The sequence below is a fragment of the Sinorhizobium saheli genome, from assembly GCF_001651875.1.
Classification (GTDB): domain Bacteria; phylum Pseudomonadota; class Alphaproteobacteria; order Rhizobiales; family Rhizobiaceae; genus Sinorhizobium; species Sinorhizobium saheli.
Genome location: NZ_LNQB01000073.1, coordinates 286,182 through 302,338 on the forward strand (window position 1 = coordinate 286,182; position 16,157 = coordinate 302,338).

Annotated in this window: 15 protein-coding genes and 1 pseudogene; 1 reads left to right on the top strand and 15 read right to left on the bottom strand. The window is 63.9% G+C overall.

Translation table 11 applies throughout. From position 1 onward, the window contains the following. Positions 1-6: 6 nt before the first annotated feature. From rnhA to coxB, 12 genes and pseudogenes are all read right to left on the bottom strand, one after another. Positions 7-468: a ribonuclease HI gene (gene rnhA, locus ATB98_RS14795; RefSeq protein WP_066874912.1), complete on the bottom strand. Its 462-nt coding sequence runs from the start codon at positions 466-468 to the stop codon at positions 7-9. Next, positions 465-1,445 (bottom strand): homoserine kinase, encoded by a 981-nt coding sequence (locus tag ATB98_RS14800; RefSeq protein WP_066874914.1) that lies wholly within the window; start codon positions 1,443-1,445, stop codon positions 465-467. Before ATB98_RS14800 ends, rnhA begins: the two co-directional genes overlap by 4 nt. Positions 1,446-1,514: 69 nt before the next feature. Next, positions 1,515-2,525 (bottom strand): 4-hydroxy-3-methylbut-2-enyl diphosphate reductase, encoded by a 1,011-nt coding sequence (gene ispH / locus ATB98_RS14805; RefSeq protein ID WP_066874915.1) that lies wholly within the window; start codon positions 2,523-2,525, stop codon positions 1,515-1,517. 161 nt (positions 2,526-2,686) lie between these two features. Beyond that, positions 2,687-3,454, bottom strand: coding sequence for an SURF1 family protein (locus tag ATB98_RS14810; RefSeq protein ID WP_066874916.1), 768 nt, complete (start codon positions 3,452-3,454; stop codon positions 2,687-2,689). Beyond that, positions 3,423-3,806, bottom strand: coding sequence for a DUF983 domain-containing protein (locus ATB98_RS14815; protein ID WP_066874917.1), 384 nt, complete (start codon positions 3,804-3,806; stop codon positions 3,423-3,425). The genes ATB98_RS14810 and ATB98_RS14815 overlap by 32 nt, the downstream gene beginning before the upstream one ends. Further along, positions 3,803-4,296, bottom strand: a pseudogene (locus ATB98_RS14820) (L,D-transpeptidase family protein). The gene ATB98_RS14815 and the pseudogene ATB98_RS14820 overlap by 4 nt, the downstream one beginning before the upstream one ends. A 163-nt stretch (positions 4,297-4,459) precedes the next feature. Next, positions 4,460-5,338: a cytochrome c oxidase subunit 3 gene (locus ATB98_RS14825; RefSeq protein ID WP_066874920.1), complete on the bottom strand. Its 879-nt coding sequence runs from the start codon at positions 5,336-5,338 to the stop codon at positions 4,460-4,462. A gap of 64 nt (positions 5,339-5,402) precedes the next feature. Beyond that, complete coding sequence (locus ATB98_RS14830; RefSeq protein ID WP_066874922.1) at positions 5,403-6,008, bottom strand: cytochrome c oxidase assembly protein; 606 nt, start codon at positions 6,006-6,008, stop codon at positions 5,403-5,405. A gap of 11 nt (positions 6,009-6,019) precedes the next feature. Next, on the bottom strand, positions 6,020-6,160 hold the full coding sequence (locus tag ATB98_RS28970) for a hypothetical protein (RefSeq protein WP_153435570.1): 141 nt from the start codon (positions 6,158-6,160) through the stop codon (positions 6,020-6,022). Then, positions 6,160-7,110: a heme o synthase gene (locus ATB98_RS14835; RefSeq protein ID WP_066874924.1), complete on the bottom strand. Its 951-nt coding sequence runs from the start codon at positions 7,108-7,110 to the stop codon at positions 6,160-6,162. The genes ATB98_RS28970 and ATB98_RS14835 overlap by 1 nt, the downstream gene beginning before the upstream one ends. Positions 7,111-7,208: 98 nt before the next feature. Then, entirely contained in the window at positions 7,209-8,897 is a 1,689-nt protein-coding gene (gene ctaD / locus ATB98_RS14840) for a cytochrome c oxidase subunit I (protein ID WP_066874926.1), read from the bottom strand. A gap of 20 nt (positions 8,898-8,917) precedes the next feature. Next, complete coding sequence (coxB, locus tag ATB98_RS14845) at positions 8,918-9,802, bottom strand: cytochrome c oxidase subunit II (RefSeq protein ID WP_066874928.1); 885 nt, start codon at positions 9,800-9,802, stop codon at positions 8,918-8,920. Between the two features lie 359 nt (positions 9,803-10,161). Between coxB and ATB98_RS14850 the strand changes: the two genes are divergently transcribed. Further along, positions 10,162-10,704: an invasion associated locus B family protein gene (locus ATB98_RS14850; protein ID WP_066874937.1), complete on the top strand. Its 543-nt coding sequence runs from the start codon at positions 10,162-10,164 to the stop codon at positions 10,702-10,704. A gap of 143 nt (positions 10,705-10,847) precedes the next feature. Here the strand turns inward: ATB98_RS14850 and ribB are convergent, their stop codons facing one another. From ribB to ATB98_RS14865, 3 genes are all read right to left on the bottom strand, one after another. Beyond that, on the bottom strand, positions 10,848-11,948 hold the full coding sequence (gene ribB, locus ATB98_RS14855; RefSeq protein WP_066874940.1) for a 3,4-dihydroxy-2-butanone-4-phosphate synthase: 1,101 nt from the start codon (positions 11,946-11,948) through the stop codon (positions 10,848-10,850). Positions 11,949-11,970: 22 nt separating this feature from the next. After that, entirely contained in the window at positions 11,971-13,068 is a 1,098-nt protein-coding gene (gene aroC / locus ATB98_RS14860) for a chorismate synthase (RefSeq protein WP_066874942.1), read from the bottom strand. Positions 13,069-13,218: 150 nt separating this feature from the next. Further along, positions 13,219-15,984 carry a bifunctional diguanylate cyclase/phosphodiesterase gene (locus ATB98_RS14865; protein WP_066874944.1) on the bottom strand — a complete coding sequence of 922 codons (2,766 nt, stop codon included), beginning with the start codon at positions 15,982-15,984 and terminating at the stop codon, positions 13,219-13,221. Between the last annotated feature and the right edge of the window lie 173 nt (positions 15,985-16,157).

The following is a 16,157-nucleotide window of genomic DNA, read 5'->3' on the forward strand; positions in this document are numbered from 1 at the left end:
ATTTTTCTATTTCACCGCATCCGCGCGACGCGTCTTCTTGAAGGGCTCCATGCCCTTTCGCGCCAGCTCGTCGGCTCGTTCGTTTTCCGGATGGCCGGCATGTCCCTTGACCCAGTGCCAGGTTACATTATGGCGCCCGTTCGCCGCGTCGAGCGCCTGCCACAACTCGCCGTTCTTCACCGGCTTCTTGTCTCCGGTCCTCCAGCCGTTGCGCTTCCAGCCGTGAATCCATTTGGAGATGCCGTCCATCACATATTTGCTGTCGGTGTGGAGGTCGACCTCGCAGGGCTGCTTCAGCGCGTTCAGCGCCGAGATGGCGGCAATCAGTTCCATGCGGTTGTTCGTCGTCTCGGCCTCGCCGCCGGACAGCTCCTTCTCGATATCGCCGTAGCGCAGCACGGCGCCCCAGCCACCGGGGCCGGGATTTCCGGAGCAGGCGCCATCGGTAAAGATGTCGACGTGCTTCATGCCGATGCCTCTTCACGCCCGAGGCCGTATTCGGAGCTCGATACGACGGCGCGATGGAAGCGGATCTTCGTCAGATATTCGAGCGGGTCCTTCTTGACCACGAGCGCGCCGGGCGGCGTCGTCAGCCAGTCGTAGAGGCGTGTCAGGAAGAAGCGCAGCGCCGAGCCGCGCGCGAGCAGCGGAAGCGCCTCCACTTCTTCCGCCGTCAACTTGCGCACGCTCTCGTAACCCGAGAGCAGCGCCATGCCCTTGGTGATGTTGTAGGAGCCGTTCTTCTCGAAACACCAGGAGTTCAGGCAAACGGCGACATCGTAGGCAAGGAAGTCGTTGCAGGCGAAGTAGAAGTCGATAAGGCCGGAGAGACGGCCGCCGAGGAAGAAGACGTTGTCCGGGAAGAGGTCGGCGTGGATCACGCCTTCCGGCAGGTCCCCCGGCCAATGCGCCTCGAGATAGGCGAGTTCCGCGGCGATCTCCTCGCGCAGCCCCGTCTGGACCTCATCCGCCCGGGCCTCGGAATTCCGCCAGAGCGGCCGCCAGCCGCCGACGGAGAGTGCGTTGGCGCGCTTCAGGGCAAAGCCCTCGCCGGCCTCGTGCATTTCCGCAAGCGCGCGGCCGACTTCGCGGCAATGCTGCGGCTCGGGCTTCCTCAGCCACATGCCTTCGAGGAAGGAGATCACCGCAGCGGGGCGGCCGGAGAGTTCGCCCAACAGCTTGCCGTCGGCACGCGGCAAGGGCAGCGGGCAGGAAATCCCCCTTTCGGCGAGATGATCCATCAGGCCGAGAAAGAACGGCAGGTCTTCGGCATTCACCCGCTTCTCGTAGAGCGTGAGGATATAGGCGCCCTTGGTGGTGTGGAGGAGGAAGTTCGAGTTCTCCACCCCTTCGGCGATGCCCTTGTAGGAGGTCAGCGCCCCCACGTCGTAGGCGGCGAGAAAACGGATCAGCTCGTCTTCCGTGATATCGGTGTAAACTGCCAAGGCGCGTTACTTTCCAGAGGTGCGATTGCAATAGGTCGGAGGGCCACCGGGCCCCTTCCGCATCCGGCTCTATTCGCCATTGACGAAGGCCATGTCGGCGACGGTCAGCTCGACGTGGCGGAGCTCGCGGTTGACGAGGAAGTGCTCGTTTTCCTCGACCGTGTCGGCGAGCTCCACCCTTGCATGATAGCGCTCGCGGAAGGCTTCGATGATCTCGTTGACGATCACTTCCGGCGCCGAGGCGCCCGCCGACAGGCCGACCGTCGCGATATCGCCGACTGTCGCCCAATCGATTTCCGCGGCGCGCTGGACCAGCACGGCCTTCCTGGCCCCGGCCCTCAGCGCCACTTCGACGAGGCGCTTGGAGTTCGACGAATTCGGCGCGCCGACGATCAGGAAAAGATCGCAGCCGGGCGCCGCCTGCTTGACCGCCTCCTGCCGGTTCGTGGTCGCGTAGCAGATCGAATCCGCCGCAGGCGCCGTCAGGTTCGGGAAGCGTTCGTGCAGTCGCTTGATGACGCCGGCGGTATCGTCCACCGACAGCGTCGTCTGGGTCACGAAGCCGAGATTGTCCGGGTCCGACGGTTCATAGACATCGGCATCCTCGACCGTCTCGATGAGCGAGACCGCCCCCTCCGGCAACTGCCCCATGGTGCCGATCACCTCGGGATGCCCGGCATGGCCGATCAGAACGACGTGACGGCCCAGCCGGTGGTGGCGCATCGCCTGCTTGTGCACTTTCGATACCAGCGGACAGGTGGCGTCGAGATAGAAGAGATTGCCCTGATCCGCATCGGCCGGCACGGATTTCGGCACGCCGTGGGCGGAGAAGACGACCGGCTGCTTGCGGTGCTCCAGCGGAATCTCGTCGAGCTCCTCGACGAAGATCGCCCCCTTCGCTTCTAATCCTTCCACGACGTAACGGTTGTGCACGATCTCATGACGGACATAGACCGGGGCGCCGAATTCCTTGAGCGCCAGCACCACGATCTGGATGGCCCGGTCGACGCCGGCGCAGAAGCCGCGCGGGCCGCAGAGGCGAATGGTGATCGACGATTTTGCTGCCGCGGATGAGGCCATGATTGAAGACGCCAGTGGAACGAACGGGAGCCGGGCGTGCCGGCCATGCGCCATATATAGCGGCAACGATCCCGCACACAAGAAAGAAGACCGGTTGGCCGCGCGCCGTCCGCACGGCTCGTCGGATCGACCCCGGTCCAGGGGCAAGCAAAAGCAGCCGCCTAGCGCTTCCGCCGATAGACGTACACACCGCTGACGACGACGAGCGCCGCCGCGAGGCCGTACCAGGTCAGCGCATATTGCAGGTGATTGTTCGGCAGGTCGAACTGCGTGACGCCGCCGATCGGCAGCCCGCCGGGATTTTCGGCCGGGCCGGCATCCACGAAGAAGGGAACGACGTCATCGGCGGCGATCTCCGCCGACTGCGCCATCGCGTCGAGGTCCTTCCAGTAGAAGATGTTCTTGGCGATATCGTTGTCGGGCACGATCGATGAGGGCTTCTCGGAAAGCCTTGGGCGCGCCAGCCCGTCGATCGTAACCTCTCCCGGGACCTGCCCCTCGGGCCGCGTCGCCGCCTCCTTCTGCTCGAAGGGCACGAAGCCGCGATTGACGAAGAGCGCGCGGCCGTCGGCGAGCATCAGCGGCGTGAACACGTAATAGCCCGAGCGGCCTTCATGGGTGGCGAAGAAATGCCGCTCCTTGCCGTGGGCGTAGATCCCCGAAACCCGCACCGTGCGATAGTCGATATCCTCGCCGGCAGCAGCCATCGCCTCGATTTTCTCGAGCGGGGCCGGGGGCGCCGATCGACGTTCGGCGATTGCGGCGATCAACGCCTCCTTCCACTGCAGCCGCTGCATCTGCCATGTGCCGAGGGCAACGAGCGCGGCAAAGGCGGCCGTCACGAGGATCGCGCCGACAACGGGACCGGAGCGGCCGCGGGCGGCCCGCTCGCCTCTCTCAGCCACGGTCGATTTCGCCGGAACGCGCATTGTTGCGATACTGGAGATTGATCAGCACGCCTTTCAGCATGCGCGTCAGCGCCAGGCTCATAACCGTCGCCAGCGGAATCCAGAGCAGGAAGTGCAGCCATAGCGGCGGGTTGACATTGACCTCCATCCAGAGGGCCGCACCGACGACGACGAAGCCGACGATGAGGATGACGAAGACGACCGGACCGTCGCCCGCATCGGCAAAGCGGTAGTCGAGCTCGCAATTCGTGCAGGCCGGCCGGACCTTCAGGAAGCCGTCGAAGAGACGGCCCTGGCCGCAACGCGGGCAATGGCCCTTGATCCCGCTCATGATCGGGTCCACCGGAGGATGGAGTGCCTCATCGTTCTTCATGGATTGATCTCAATTACCGTGTCGTTGGGGACCATGTCCCAGATTTCGTCCATCTCCGCATTGGTAACCGCAATGCAGCCGTCCGTCCAATCGAACATCTGCGTCAAAAACGCCAACCAGCCGAAATAGTTGGGCTGCCCGTGGATCATGATCATGCCGCCAGGGTCGACGCCGCTCTCGGCAGCCTTCGCGACGTCTTGCGGTTCGGGATAGGAAATATGTATGACCTGTAGAAGCTGCTCGCATCGTTCCGCCAGTCGAGAACATACCGGCCCTCCGGCGTCTTCTGGTCACCCTCGCGTCGCTTGTGCCCCACGGGATCGCCGCCGAGCGCGATCGGGTACTCGCGCAGCAGCCGCTCGCCGGCGAACAATTGCAGGACGCGGCGCTCCTTGTAGACGACGACCCTGTCCGCCGTGTCGGCCGCCGCCGCCATCGGCTGCGAGAGCATCAATCCCAACGCCAAGAGGCAGAACCTGGCAATCTTCATCACGTCCACCTCCGCTGCGATCGATCCGGGACATTTGATCAGCGGTTCAAGTTCTACAACGCCCTTGCGCATCCGACAGAGGCGCGTCGCCACGACCCCATCTTACGAGAAGGGGCGGCTGCATCGTGCAGCCGCCCCTCTGTCCATCACGCGGGAAATGGCCTCAGCCGTGCGCCAGCGGCGCGCCCCAACCGCCCCAGATATAGATGGAGAAGAAGAGGAACAGCCAAACCACGTCGACGAAGTGCCAGTACCAGGCGGCCGCCTCGAAGCCGAAGTGGTGCTGGGGGCTGAAGCCGCCGCCAAGCGCCCGGAACAGGCAGACCAGCAGGAAAATGGTGCCGACCAGAACATGGAAGCCGTGGAAGCCGGTCGCCATGAAGAAGGTGGCGCCGTAGATCGAATCCTTGAAGGCGAAAGGCGCGTGCGCGTATTCGTAGCCCTGGACGAAGGAGAAGAGAACGCCGAGCACCACGGTGAGCGTCAGCCCGTAGATCAGGCCCTTCCGGTCATTGTGCAGCAGCGCGTGGTGCGCCCAGGTGACCGTCGTGCCGGAAAGCAGCAGGATGATGGTGTTGTAGAGCGGCAGGTGCCAGGGATCGAGAACCTCGATGCCCTTCGGCGGCCAGACGCCACCGGTGAATTCGGCCCGCGTCGCCTGGATCGCCTCGCCGGCAAACAGGCTCGCATCGAAGAAGGCCCAGAACCAGGCGGCAAAGAACATCACCTCCGAGGCGATGAACATGATCATGCCGTAGCGCAGATGCAGCGACACGACGCGGGTGTGATGCCCCTCGCGGCCTTCCTTGATCGTATCCGACCACCAGCCGAACATGGTGTAGAGAATAAGCGCCAGGCCGATGAAGAAGACCCACGGGTTGGCGAGCTCCAGCCCGAACAGGTTGAACGAGCCGCCGGACAGATAGCGCATGTAGCCGACGCCGCCGAAAGCCATGACGAAGGCGCCGATGGAGGCAAGCAACGGCCAAGGGCTCGGATCGATGATGTGATAGTCGTGATTCTTCTGATGCGCTCCGGCCATGTCAGTAATCCCCGATAGGTCCTCTCTTGTCGCCCGCCCCGGCATAGCCGAAACGGCGCTCCTGTCAAAGTTTCTTTTGAGCGTCTTCGTCCTTCGCCTTCACGCGGGCGACCGGCTTGGACGGCTCGCGCGGGTAGAAGGTGTAGGACAGCGTCAAAGTCCTGATGCCCTTCGTCTCGACCGGCTTGACGATTTCCGGATCGACGAAGAAGACGACGGGCATCTCCATTTCCTCACCCGGTTGAAGCGTCGTTTCGGTGAAGCAGAAGCATTGCACCTTGTTGAAATAGGCGCCCGCCGCCATAGGCGTCACGTTGAACGTCGCCTGGCCGGTCGTCGGCTCCGACGAAAGATTTTTCGCACGGTACATCACCTGGACGGTCTCGCCGATCCTAACGTCGATGTCGCGCTGGACCGGCGTGAACTCCCAAGGCAGGCCGGCGGCCGTGTTGGCGTCGAAGGTGACCTTGACCTTCTCGTCAAGAATGACGTCGGAGGCCTGCTCGACCCGCTGTGTCGTGCCGTTGTAGCCCGTGACCCGGCAGAACATGTCGTAGAGCGGCACGGCGGCGTAGGCCATGCCGACCATGCCCACCACGAAGGCGAGGCAGGTGCCGACGATGACGCCGTTTGCGCGTTCTTTCCGGCTGGTCTCAGGGGAGTCCGTCATGCGCCCTGCCTTCAATGCGCCATGCCGCTGCCGAACTTGATCAGCGTCACCACATAGAAAAGCGCGACGAGACCGACCAGCACCAGGCCGAGGGCGATGTTGCGGCCGCGGCGGGACTTCTTCTGCGCGTCGCTGAGTTCAACCGTTTCCATCAGACAATTCCTCCGCGCCAGATCCCGGCGATCAAAAGGTCGGCCAGAAGGGCCGAGAAGATCGCGAACAGATAGGCTATCGAGAAGCCGAAGAGCTTCTTGGCCGGCAGCATGCGCTTGTCGCCTTCCGGCATGCGCAGCACGCCAAGAGAATACCAGACGAAGCCGAGCCCCATGGCGGCCGCAAAGGCGCCATAGCCGAGGCTCGCAAAGCCGAGCAAGGTGGGACAGATGCCGCTGAGCGCCGTCAGGACGGCATAGACGACGATCTGGCGCTTGGTGGTCGCCTCGCCGCAGACGTTCGGCATCATCGGGACGCCGACGGCATCGTAGTCCCGCATCTTGAACAGGGCCAAGGCCCAGAAATGCGCCGGCGTCCAGAGGAAGATGATCAGGAAGAGCACGATGCTCTCGATCGAGATGCCGCCGGTCACGCAGGCCCAGCCGATCATCGGCGGGAAGGCTCCGGCGGCGCCGCCGATGACGATGTTCTGCGGCGTCGAGCGCTTCAGCCACATCGTGTAGATGACCACGTAGAAGAAGATCGTGAAGGCGAGCAACCCGGCTGCGAACCAATTGACGGCGAGTCCGAGGATCGTCACCGAGAAGGCCGACAGGGTGAGCCCGAATGCGAGCGCTTCCTGCGGCAGGACCTTGCCGGCCGGAATCGGGCGCTGGGCGGTGCGGGTCATCACCGCGTCGATGTCGGCGTCATACCACATGTTCAGGGCGCCGGAGGCGCCGGCACCGACGGCAATGCAGAGAATGGCGATGAAGCCGATTACAGGATTGATTTGTCCTGGCGCAAGGACGAGCCCGGCAAATGCGGTGAAGACGACGAGAGACATCACGCGCGGCTTCAGGAGCTCGAAATAATCGCGCGCAGAGGCCTCGGACAGGCGTGGCGCGCCTTCCATGCCGACTGCCTCGTGATTGTCGATGAGCGTCATCTCTCGTCCCTGAAATTGCTGCGGCTTCAACAGCCGCCTCCTGCCGGCTCTCCGGCGGTGTGAAGCCGCCGTGACCGGCGGCTTCTGTTCGTTTTCCGTCACTTGATCCGCGGGAGCTGCTCCCACTGGTGGAACGGCGGCGGCGAGGAGAGCTGCCATTCGAGCGTGTTGGCGCCCTCGCCCCACGGATTGTCGCCGGCCACGCGCTTCTTCGCGAAGGCTTCGACGACGCCGAAGAGGAAGATCAGCACGCCGACGGCGGCGATATAGGATCCGTAGGAGGATACCATGTTCCAGCCGGCGAACGCATCCGGATAGTCGATATAGCGGCGCGGCATGCCGGCGAGACCGAGGAAGTGCTGCGGGAAGAAGATCATGTTCACGCCGATGAACATCACCCAGAAATGCAGCTTGCCGAGGAACTCGGAGTACATGTAGCCGCTCATCTTCGGGAACCAGTAGTACCAGGCCGCGAAGATCGCGAAGACGGCGCCGAGCGACAGAACGTAGTGGAAGTGCGCCACGACGTAATAGGTGTCGTGCAGCGCGCGGTCGAGGCCGGCATTGGCGAGCTGGACGCCCGTGACGCCGCCGACGGTGAACAGGAAGATGAAGCCGATCGCCCAGACCATCGGCGTCGAGAAACGGATGGAGCCGCCCCACATCGTTGCGATCCAGGAGAAGATCTTGACGCCCGTCGGAACCGCGATGACCATCGTGGCGAAGACGAAATAGCGCTGCGCTTCGAGCGACAGGCCGACGGTGTACATGTGGTGCGCCCACACGATGAAGCCGACGGCGCCGATCGCCACCATGGCGTAGGCCATGCCGAGATAGCCGAAGATCGGCTTGCGCGAGAAGGTCGAGATGATGTGGCTGACGATGCCGAAGCCCGGCAGGATCAGGATGTACACTTCCGGATGACCGAAGAACCAGAACAGATGCTGGAACAGGATCGGGTCACCGCCGCCTTCCGGTGCGAAGAAGGTCGTGCCGAAGTTGCGGTCGGTGAGCAGCATGGTGATGCCGCCTGCCAGAACCGGCAGCGAGAGCAGGAGCAGGAATGCGGTGATCAGAACCGACCAGGCAAAGAGCGGCATCTTGTGCAGCGTCATGCCCGGGGCGCGCATGTTGAGGATCGTTGTGATGAAGTTGATCGCGCCGAGAATCGACGAGGCGCCGGCGATGTGCAGCCCGAGGATCGCCAGATCCATGGCCGGCCCGGGCATGCCTGACGTCGAGAACGGCGGATAGATCGTCCAGCCGCCGCCGGCACCATAGGCGCCCGCCGGACCTTCGACGAACATCGAAAGCAGCACGAGCAGGAAGGCCGGCACGATCAGCCAGAACGAGATGTTGTTCATGCGCGGGAAGGCCATGTCCGGCGCGCCGATCATGATCGGCACCATCCAGTTGGCAAAGCCGCCGATCAGCGCCGGCATGACCATGAAGAAGATCATGATCAGCGCATGCGCGGTCGTGAAGACGTTGAACATGTGCTTGCCGCCATCGATGGCAGCGTCGCCCTCGAAGCCGTAGACCATCTGCGCCAGACCGTGGAAGATCTGGATGCCGGGCTCCTGCAGCTCGGCGCGCATGAACACCGACAGCGTACCGCCGATGATGCCGGCGATGATCGCGAAGATCAGGTAGAGCGTGCCGATGTCCTTGTGGTTGGTCGACAGAAACCAGCGCTGAAAAAAGGTCAGCGGCTGGTGCGCGTGGTCGGCATGAGCATGATCGGAATGATCATGCCGGTGATCGTGATGAACGGCTGTTCCAGCCATGGGTCGAGCTCCCCTTGCGATTACTGTGCGGCGTTTGCGGCGACGTCGACGGTCTTGGCCGCGCCGTCGGTGGACGCCATGAGCGCCTTGTTCGCTTCGCCGAGATTGGTTGCAGCGGCCGCGAGCCATGCGTCGTACTTGTCCTGCGCGACGACGCGGACTGCGATCGGCATATAGGCGTGATCCTTACCGCAGAGCTCGGAACACTGGCCGTAATAGAGGCCCTCGCGATCAGCCTTGAACCAGGTTTCATTGAGGCGGCCGGGAACCGCGTCGATCTTCACGCCGAAAGCCGGCATTGCGAAGGCATGGATCACGTCGGCCGCGGTCACGAGCAGGCGGACGGTCTTGCCGACCGGCACGACGACTTCGTTGTCGACGGCAAGCAGGCGCGGATAGGCGGCCTTGTCTTCCTTGCCGAGACCGGCGCGATCCTCGTCCTTCAGGAGCAGGCTGTCGAAGGACAGCGGGTTCTCGCCGACCTCGTATTCATAGGACCAGTACCACTGGTTGCCGGTCGCCTTGACGGTCATATCCGGATTCGGCGGCGGGGTGAGCTGCGCCGTCAGGAGCTGGAAGGAGGGAATTGCAAGGAAAAGCAGAACGATGACCGGACCGACGGTCCAGATGACTTCAATCAGCGTGTTGTGGCTGGTCCTCGACGGCACCGGGTTTGCACCCTCGCGAAACTTGACCACCACGATGATCAGCAGAAGGAGAACGAGAAGCGTGATCGGGATGATGAACCACAGGGTATACTGTTCAAACCACCTGATTTCTTCCATGATGCCCGTCGCGGCCGACTGCAGACCCGTCTGCCACTCGACAGGCTTGTCAGCAAAGGCGCTCGAAGCAAAAAGCAGACAGGCAAGCGCTGCCAGAACTGCATAGGCCTTATTTTTCACAATTACGTCTCCCCAAATGCGCTTGATCTGGATCAAACCCGGAACGCAGAATCCCTGCGATGCTGAAGCGCTTCAAACCACAGTTTGACCAGCGCCGCAACATCTGTCCAATGAACCCCGTGCGGCATTTTTGCACAAAGCCGGGTTTTCCCACCGTATGCCCTCGCGCCCCGGCGCAAGCTGCGTTATGCATCCCGTCCGCCGTCCAGTGCGCCTCGCCGATCCGCCTTTGCCGGCTGCCCGCGCGAAACCGGGCCCAATTTCGGCCAAATGGCACTGGAATGTAAGGAGCAGGGCTTTTCATTTATCCTCGCGCGCTTCAAGAATAGCCCTGATGATTCGAGGTTTTTGAGGTTTACATGGGCCTGTCCCTCTTCACCCGGCTGCCGGTCCCGGCCGCTCTCGGAATTGCCGCTCTCGGAATTGCCGCCTTCTTCCCCGCACAGAGCATGGCCCAGCAATCCGGCGGAACGCCCGGGACGGTAAAGTCCAATCACGGTGCATGGTCGATCGTCTGCGACAAGCCGGCCGGCGCGTCGACGGAGCAATGCGCGCTGATGCAGAACGTGATCGACGAGGACCGGCCCGAGGTCGGGTTGTCGGTCGTCGTCCTCAAGACGGCCGATCGCAAGGCGAAGATCCTCCGCGTGCTCGCCCCTCTCGGCGTGCTGCTGCCGAACGGACTGGGTCTCAATGTCGACGGCAAGGATATCGGCCGCGCCTATTTCGTGCGCTGCTTCTCCGACGGCTGCTATGCGGAGGTGGTGCTCGAGGACGAGCTCCTGAAGACGCTGCGCGCCGGCGCGACGGCGACGTTCTTCGTGTTCCAGTCGCCCGAGGAAGGGATCGGCATCCCGGTCGACCTCAAGGGCTTCGGCGAGGGCTACGACGCCCTGCCGTGATGCCCGGCGACAGCTTCCAGACTGAAAAAGCCGCGCTCACGGGCGCGGCTTTTTATTCACGTGACCGCTCCCTCGGCCGGTCGCTCAATTAGAGCGGAATGCACTCGTGCGACGTCAGGTGGTTCCACCTGACTGCAAGATGCTCAGAGGATCTCCGTCGCCGCAATGTTGATGCCGAAGCCTTCGAGCCCGACATAGTGGCGCTCGCGCGACGACAGAAGCCGGATCGATGAAATGCCGAGGTCCTTCAAGATCTGCGCGCCGAGGCCGATCTCGAGCCATTCGCTCTCGCGCGCCTGGGCCTCGGAATGCGCCTCGCGATCGTGCTTGCCCTTTCGCGCGGTCTGGGAAATGCCGACGCCGACCGAGCCCTCGCGCAGATAGACGATGACGCCCCTGCCCTCGCCGGCGATGCGCTTCATGATCTCGTCCAGCTGTCGGTGGCTGCCGAAGACGTCGGCGCCGACATCTTCGAGGTGGAGGCGGACGGGAATGTCGACGCCGTCGCGGATGTCGCCGAAGACGACGGCAAGATGCTGCATCGGATCCCAGGGCAACGAGTAGGCGTGGCCCTTCGCCTTGCCATAGGGCGTGTCGATGTCGAAGCAGTTGCCCTTTTCGATCAGCGTCTCCTTGCGCTGGCGGTAGGCGATGAGGTCGGCCACGGAGAGCTGCTTCAGGCCATGCGTCTCGGCGAAGGTCTCGACCTGCGGGCCGCGCATGACGGTGCCGTCATCATTGACGAGCTCGCAGATGACGCCGATCGGCGGCAGGCTCGCGAGCCTGCAGAGGTCGACGGCCGCCTCGGTGTGGCCGGAGCGCATCAGGACGCCGCCCTCGCGCGCCACCAGCGGGAAGATATGGCCCGGCCGAACGAAATCCGCCGCCCCGACATTGGGATTGGCGAGATTCCGCACCGTCAGGGTGCGATCGTCGGCGGAAATGCCGGTCGTGGTCCCGTGCTTGAAGTCGACGGAGACGGTAAAGGCGGTCGTGTGGGCGGAGTCGTTCTCGGCGACCATCGCATTCAGATTGAGGCGCTTTGCCTCGTCGCGCGGCATCGGCGCGCAGACGATGCCGGAGGTGTGACGGACGATGAACGCCATCTTCTCGGGCGTGCAATGCACCGCCGCGACGATCAGATCGCCTTCGTTCTCGCGGCCGCCGTCGTCGGTGACGACGACGATCTCGCCCGCCTCGAAGGCGCGAATGGCATCGACGACACGCTTCTGGTCATAGGACATCTTTATCTCTTCTCCCACGAAATCACTTCAGCCGGCCGGTCTGACCCCGGTCGCGCAGATAATGATCGGCGATGGTGCAGGCAAGCATCGCCTCGCCGATCGGCACGGCCCGGATGCCGACGCAGGGATCGTGGCGGCCCTTGGTGCGCACGTCGACCTCGTTGCCGTCGCTGTCGATCGAGCGGCGCTCGGTCAGGATGGAAGAGGTCGGCTTGATCGCGAAGCGCGCGACGATCGGCTGGCCGGTCGCAATCCCGCCCAGGATGCCGCCGGCATTGTTGGAGAGGAAGACCGGTTCGCCACCGGGGCCGATACGCATCTCGTCGGCATTCTCCTCGCCGCTGATTTCGGCGGCGGCGAAACCATTGCCGATCTCGACGCCCTTGACCGCGTTGATCGACATCAGGTTCGCGGCGATATCCTGGTCGAGCTTGGCATAGATCGGCGCGCCGATCCCGGCCGGAACCCCTTCGGCCACCACCTCGACGACGGCCCCGATCGACGACCCCGCCTTGCGGATGCCGTCGAGATAATCCTCCCAGACGGGAACGATTGCCGGGTCCGGGGAGAAGAACGGGTTGTTGTTCACCTCCGCCCAGTCCCAGTTGGCGCGGTTGACCCGATGCTTGCCGATCTGGACGAGCGCCCCGCGCACCACGAGACCCGGCACGACCTTACGGGCGATGGCGCCGGCTGCGACGCGCGCGGCCGTCTCGCGCGCGGAAGAGCGGCCGCCGCCGCGATAATCGCGAATGCCGTATTTCACATCATAGGTGTAGTCGGCGTGGCCCGGGCGATAGCGCTTGGCGATCTCCGAGTAATCCTTGGAGCGCTGGTCGGTGTTCTCGATCATCATCGAAATCGGCGTGCCGGTGGAGATCATCGTCTCGCCGCCATCGTCGACCATCACGCCCGACAGGACCTTCACGAGGTCGTCTTCGCGGCGCTGCGTGACGAAACGGGACTGCCCGGGCTTGCGCTTGTCGAGCCAGGCCTGGATCTCGGCGAGCGTGAAGCGAATTCCCGGCGGGCAGCCGTCGACGACGCAGCCGAGCGCCGGCCCGTGGCTTTCGCCCCAGGTCGTGACGCGGAAGAGATGACCGAAGGTATTGTGCGACATGACGGCTACCGAACTCCTGATCGCGGCGGGAGCGGATGAAAGGCGTCCCGTCGGGATCGATCCCAAATACCCCGGAGCGCCATGCGCCGGAAGCTCATGCGCCCGAGAACCGCGCATGAGATGCGCGTGCCCTCTCTTAGTGGAAAGCCGTCACGGGGAAAAGACTTTCCGCGGCGGCGGCGAAATTTGCCGGCGGGGATCAGCCCTCAGGAGGCCATCCGCAGGTCCCGCGCGTGCGAAGGCGAGGAATTTGTCGCTGCTCAGCGGCCTGGAAAAGGCATAGCCCTGCAGCAGGTCGCAGCCGAGGATGCCGAGCATCTCGGCGTGCGCCATCGTCTCGACGCCTTCCGCAACGGTCTCGATGCCGAGGGAACGGCCGATGTCGATGATCGAGCGCACCAGGGCCTGCTCCATGCGGGCACCGATCACCGGCGCGACGAGCTGGCGATCAATCTTGAGCCGCTTCGGCTTGATCTTCAGGAGGCTGATGATCGAGGTGTGGCCGGTGCCGAAGTCGTCGATCTCGATGTCTATGCCGAGCTTCTTGATCCCCTCGATATTGGTGGTCACCACCTCGTCGCTCTCGTCCAGGAAGATCGATTCCACCAGCTCGAACGCGATCTGGCCCGGCGCGATGCTAAGTCCCTCGAGCGTGGCGAGCAGGTCCTTGTCCTGCAGGCGCTTGGCAGAGACGTTGACGGAGATCTTCGGAACCCTGAGGCCCGCCGCCGCCCAACGCATCTGATCCGCCAACGACTTCTCCAGGACCATGCGGTCGAGGACGGCCGTCACGTTCAGTTCTTCGGCGATCCTCAAGAACCGGTCCGGCGGCAGGATGCCGTCGCGCGGATGCTGCCAGCGGATCAGCGCCTCGACGCCCGCGAGTGCCAGCGTCGAGGCGTCGAACTGCGGCTGATACCAGGGCACGAACTCGTCGCGCTCGATGCCTTCGAGAATTTCGTCGGCCATCCGCTTGGTGGTCACCACCTCGGCCTCGAGTGTCTCGGTGAAGAACTGATGCCGGTTGCGGCCGCTTTCCTTGGCCCGGTAGAGCGCGATGTCCGCGTTGACCAGCAGCTTGCGCGCGTCGATCGTCGCCCCCCGCGCGACGGCGATACCGATGCTGACGCCGAAGCGGCAGGGAAACCCGTTATAGTCGACGGGCTGGCGCATCTCCGCGATGATGCGCTCGCAGAGCGCCGCCAATGCCGCATCGTCGGGCGCGCCGGCAATGACGACGACGAATTCGTCGCCGCCGATGCGGGCGACGATGTCGTCCGCAGCGACGCTGGAGCGCAGGATCCGCGACGCATGCACCAGCATGGCGTCGCCTGCCGCATGGCCGAGCGTGTCGTTGATCTGCTTGAACCGGTCGAGGTCGATGTGCAGCAGCGCGATGCCCGGCAGCCGATCGTCAGCCTCCGACGAGAGCCACTCCAGCGCCTTGTCGAGCATCCGACGGTTGCCGAGGCCGGTCAGCGGATCGTGGAGGGCATTGTGCTCGATGCGGTCCTTGGCATCGGCGAGCTCCGCATTCCTGAGGTCGGCCATGGCCTTGGCCGCCTTCAGCTGCTCGGTCATCAGCACGTCGTCGGTGACATCCCAGCTGATGCCGGTGATGTTGGCCCGCCCGTCCGCACCCTCATGGCCGGAACCGACGTTGCGGATATGGCGTATGCCGCCGTCCGGCAGGACGACGCGATATTGCGAACGGTATTCGAGCCCCTCGTCGAGACTGCGGAAGAGGGCCATGGATGCCGGGCCTATGTCGTCCGGGTGCACGATTGACCGCCAGTCCTCGTAGCTCGGGTCGCGGCCGCCCGGCACGAGCCCGTGCAAATGGAACATCTGGTCGTCCCAGCGACGCTCCTGCGTCTGGAGGTCGATCTCCCATATGCCGATCTTGGAGGCCTCAAGCGCCAGATTGAGGCGGTGCGACAGCGCCATCACCTCGCTCTCGCGCGCCTTCAGCTGGGCGATGTTGCGCTGGCGCTCGTTGACGAGGCCGCCGGTCAAGAGGATGGGAATGACGACGACGGCGACCGCGGCGACGATCGCCAGCCGGATGTCGTCGGCGTTCTCCGGCTCCTGCACCCAGCCGCCTGCAGGGACGGCCGCCAGCTCCCAGGTCCCGCCCGGCAGATGAAGCCGGCGGATGACCGGAGCGCTGCGGAACAGCTCGTCCTCGCCGAGAAACGCGTCCTGAACATTGTCACTGACCGAAATGTCGCGAATGGCAAGGCGCAGGTCGACCTGGCTGCGCTCACCCGAAATCTGCGGGAGCACCCTGCCCTCCTTCTGCAGATGCGCCGCCCGATAGAGCGCCTTGTCGTCGAGCACGGCCTCCACGAAACCCCAGGGCTTGACCCGGTCGGCAGCTTTCGGAAACACAGGCAAGAAGAGCTCGAAGCCGCTCCGGCCGCTCGGCAGGCGGACCGGCCCGACCATGACCGGCCTGGCCGTCCAGGCGGCCCGTTCAACTGCGGAGCGGGTAGAGCGGAATTTTCTGAAATCCGTTCCCGCGAACCATTGCTGCGAGTCCTGCGGAAAGGCGGAACCGACTATGCCGTTCTTTGCTGCCGACACGCGGATCATCAGCGGATTTTGCCGGAGCAGCCTCGCCGCCAGTTCGCCGAGATCCTCCGGCGCCATGTCCGGCCGCATCGCCACGCCGTCGGCAAAACCGGTGAGAGCGGCGATGTTCTCGTTGATCTCCGCCTTGAGCCGGCTGGCGATGAGGTTAAGTTCGTTTTCGACCTTGCTCTTGAGCTCGTTGCGGAAGTTCTCGCGATTCTGTCGCTCGTAGATGTGGCCGCCGGCGGCAACGACGGCGGCGGCGATGACCGCCGGGACAAGCGACGGTCTCGCGAACCTGGCGATCGTGCGGACGTGATGGCGCAGAACGGCAATGATCACTGGTTTCCCCCAATCCGGCGGGTACCGTAGCGTCGGAGTCTTAAGATAGGCTTTCGTGAAATTTCCTTGGAAAACCTGGACGTAGAGGCCGTTGGAGCACAGCTTGCAGGCCGTGTTCACCCTTTGCCCGCTTGAAATTCGCAGCGCCGCCGTCCACTCTCCGCCCTGCCGGA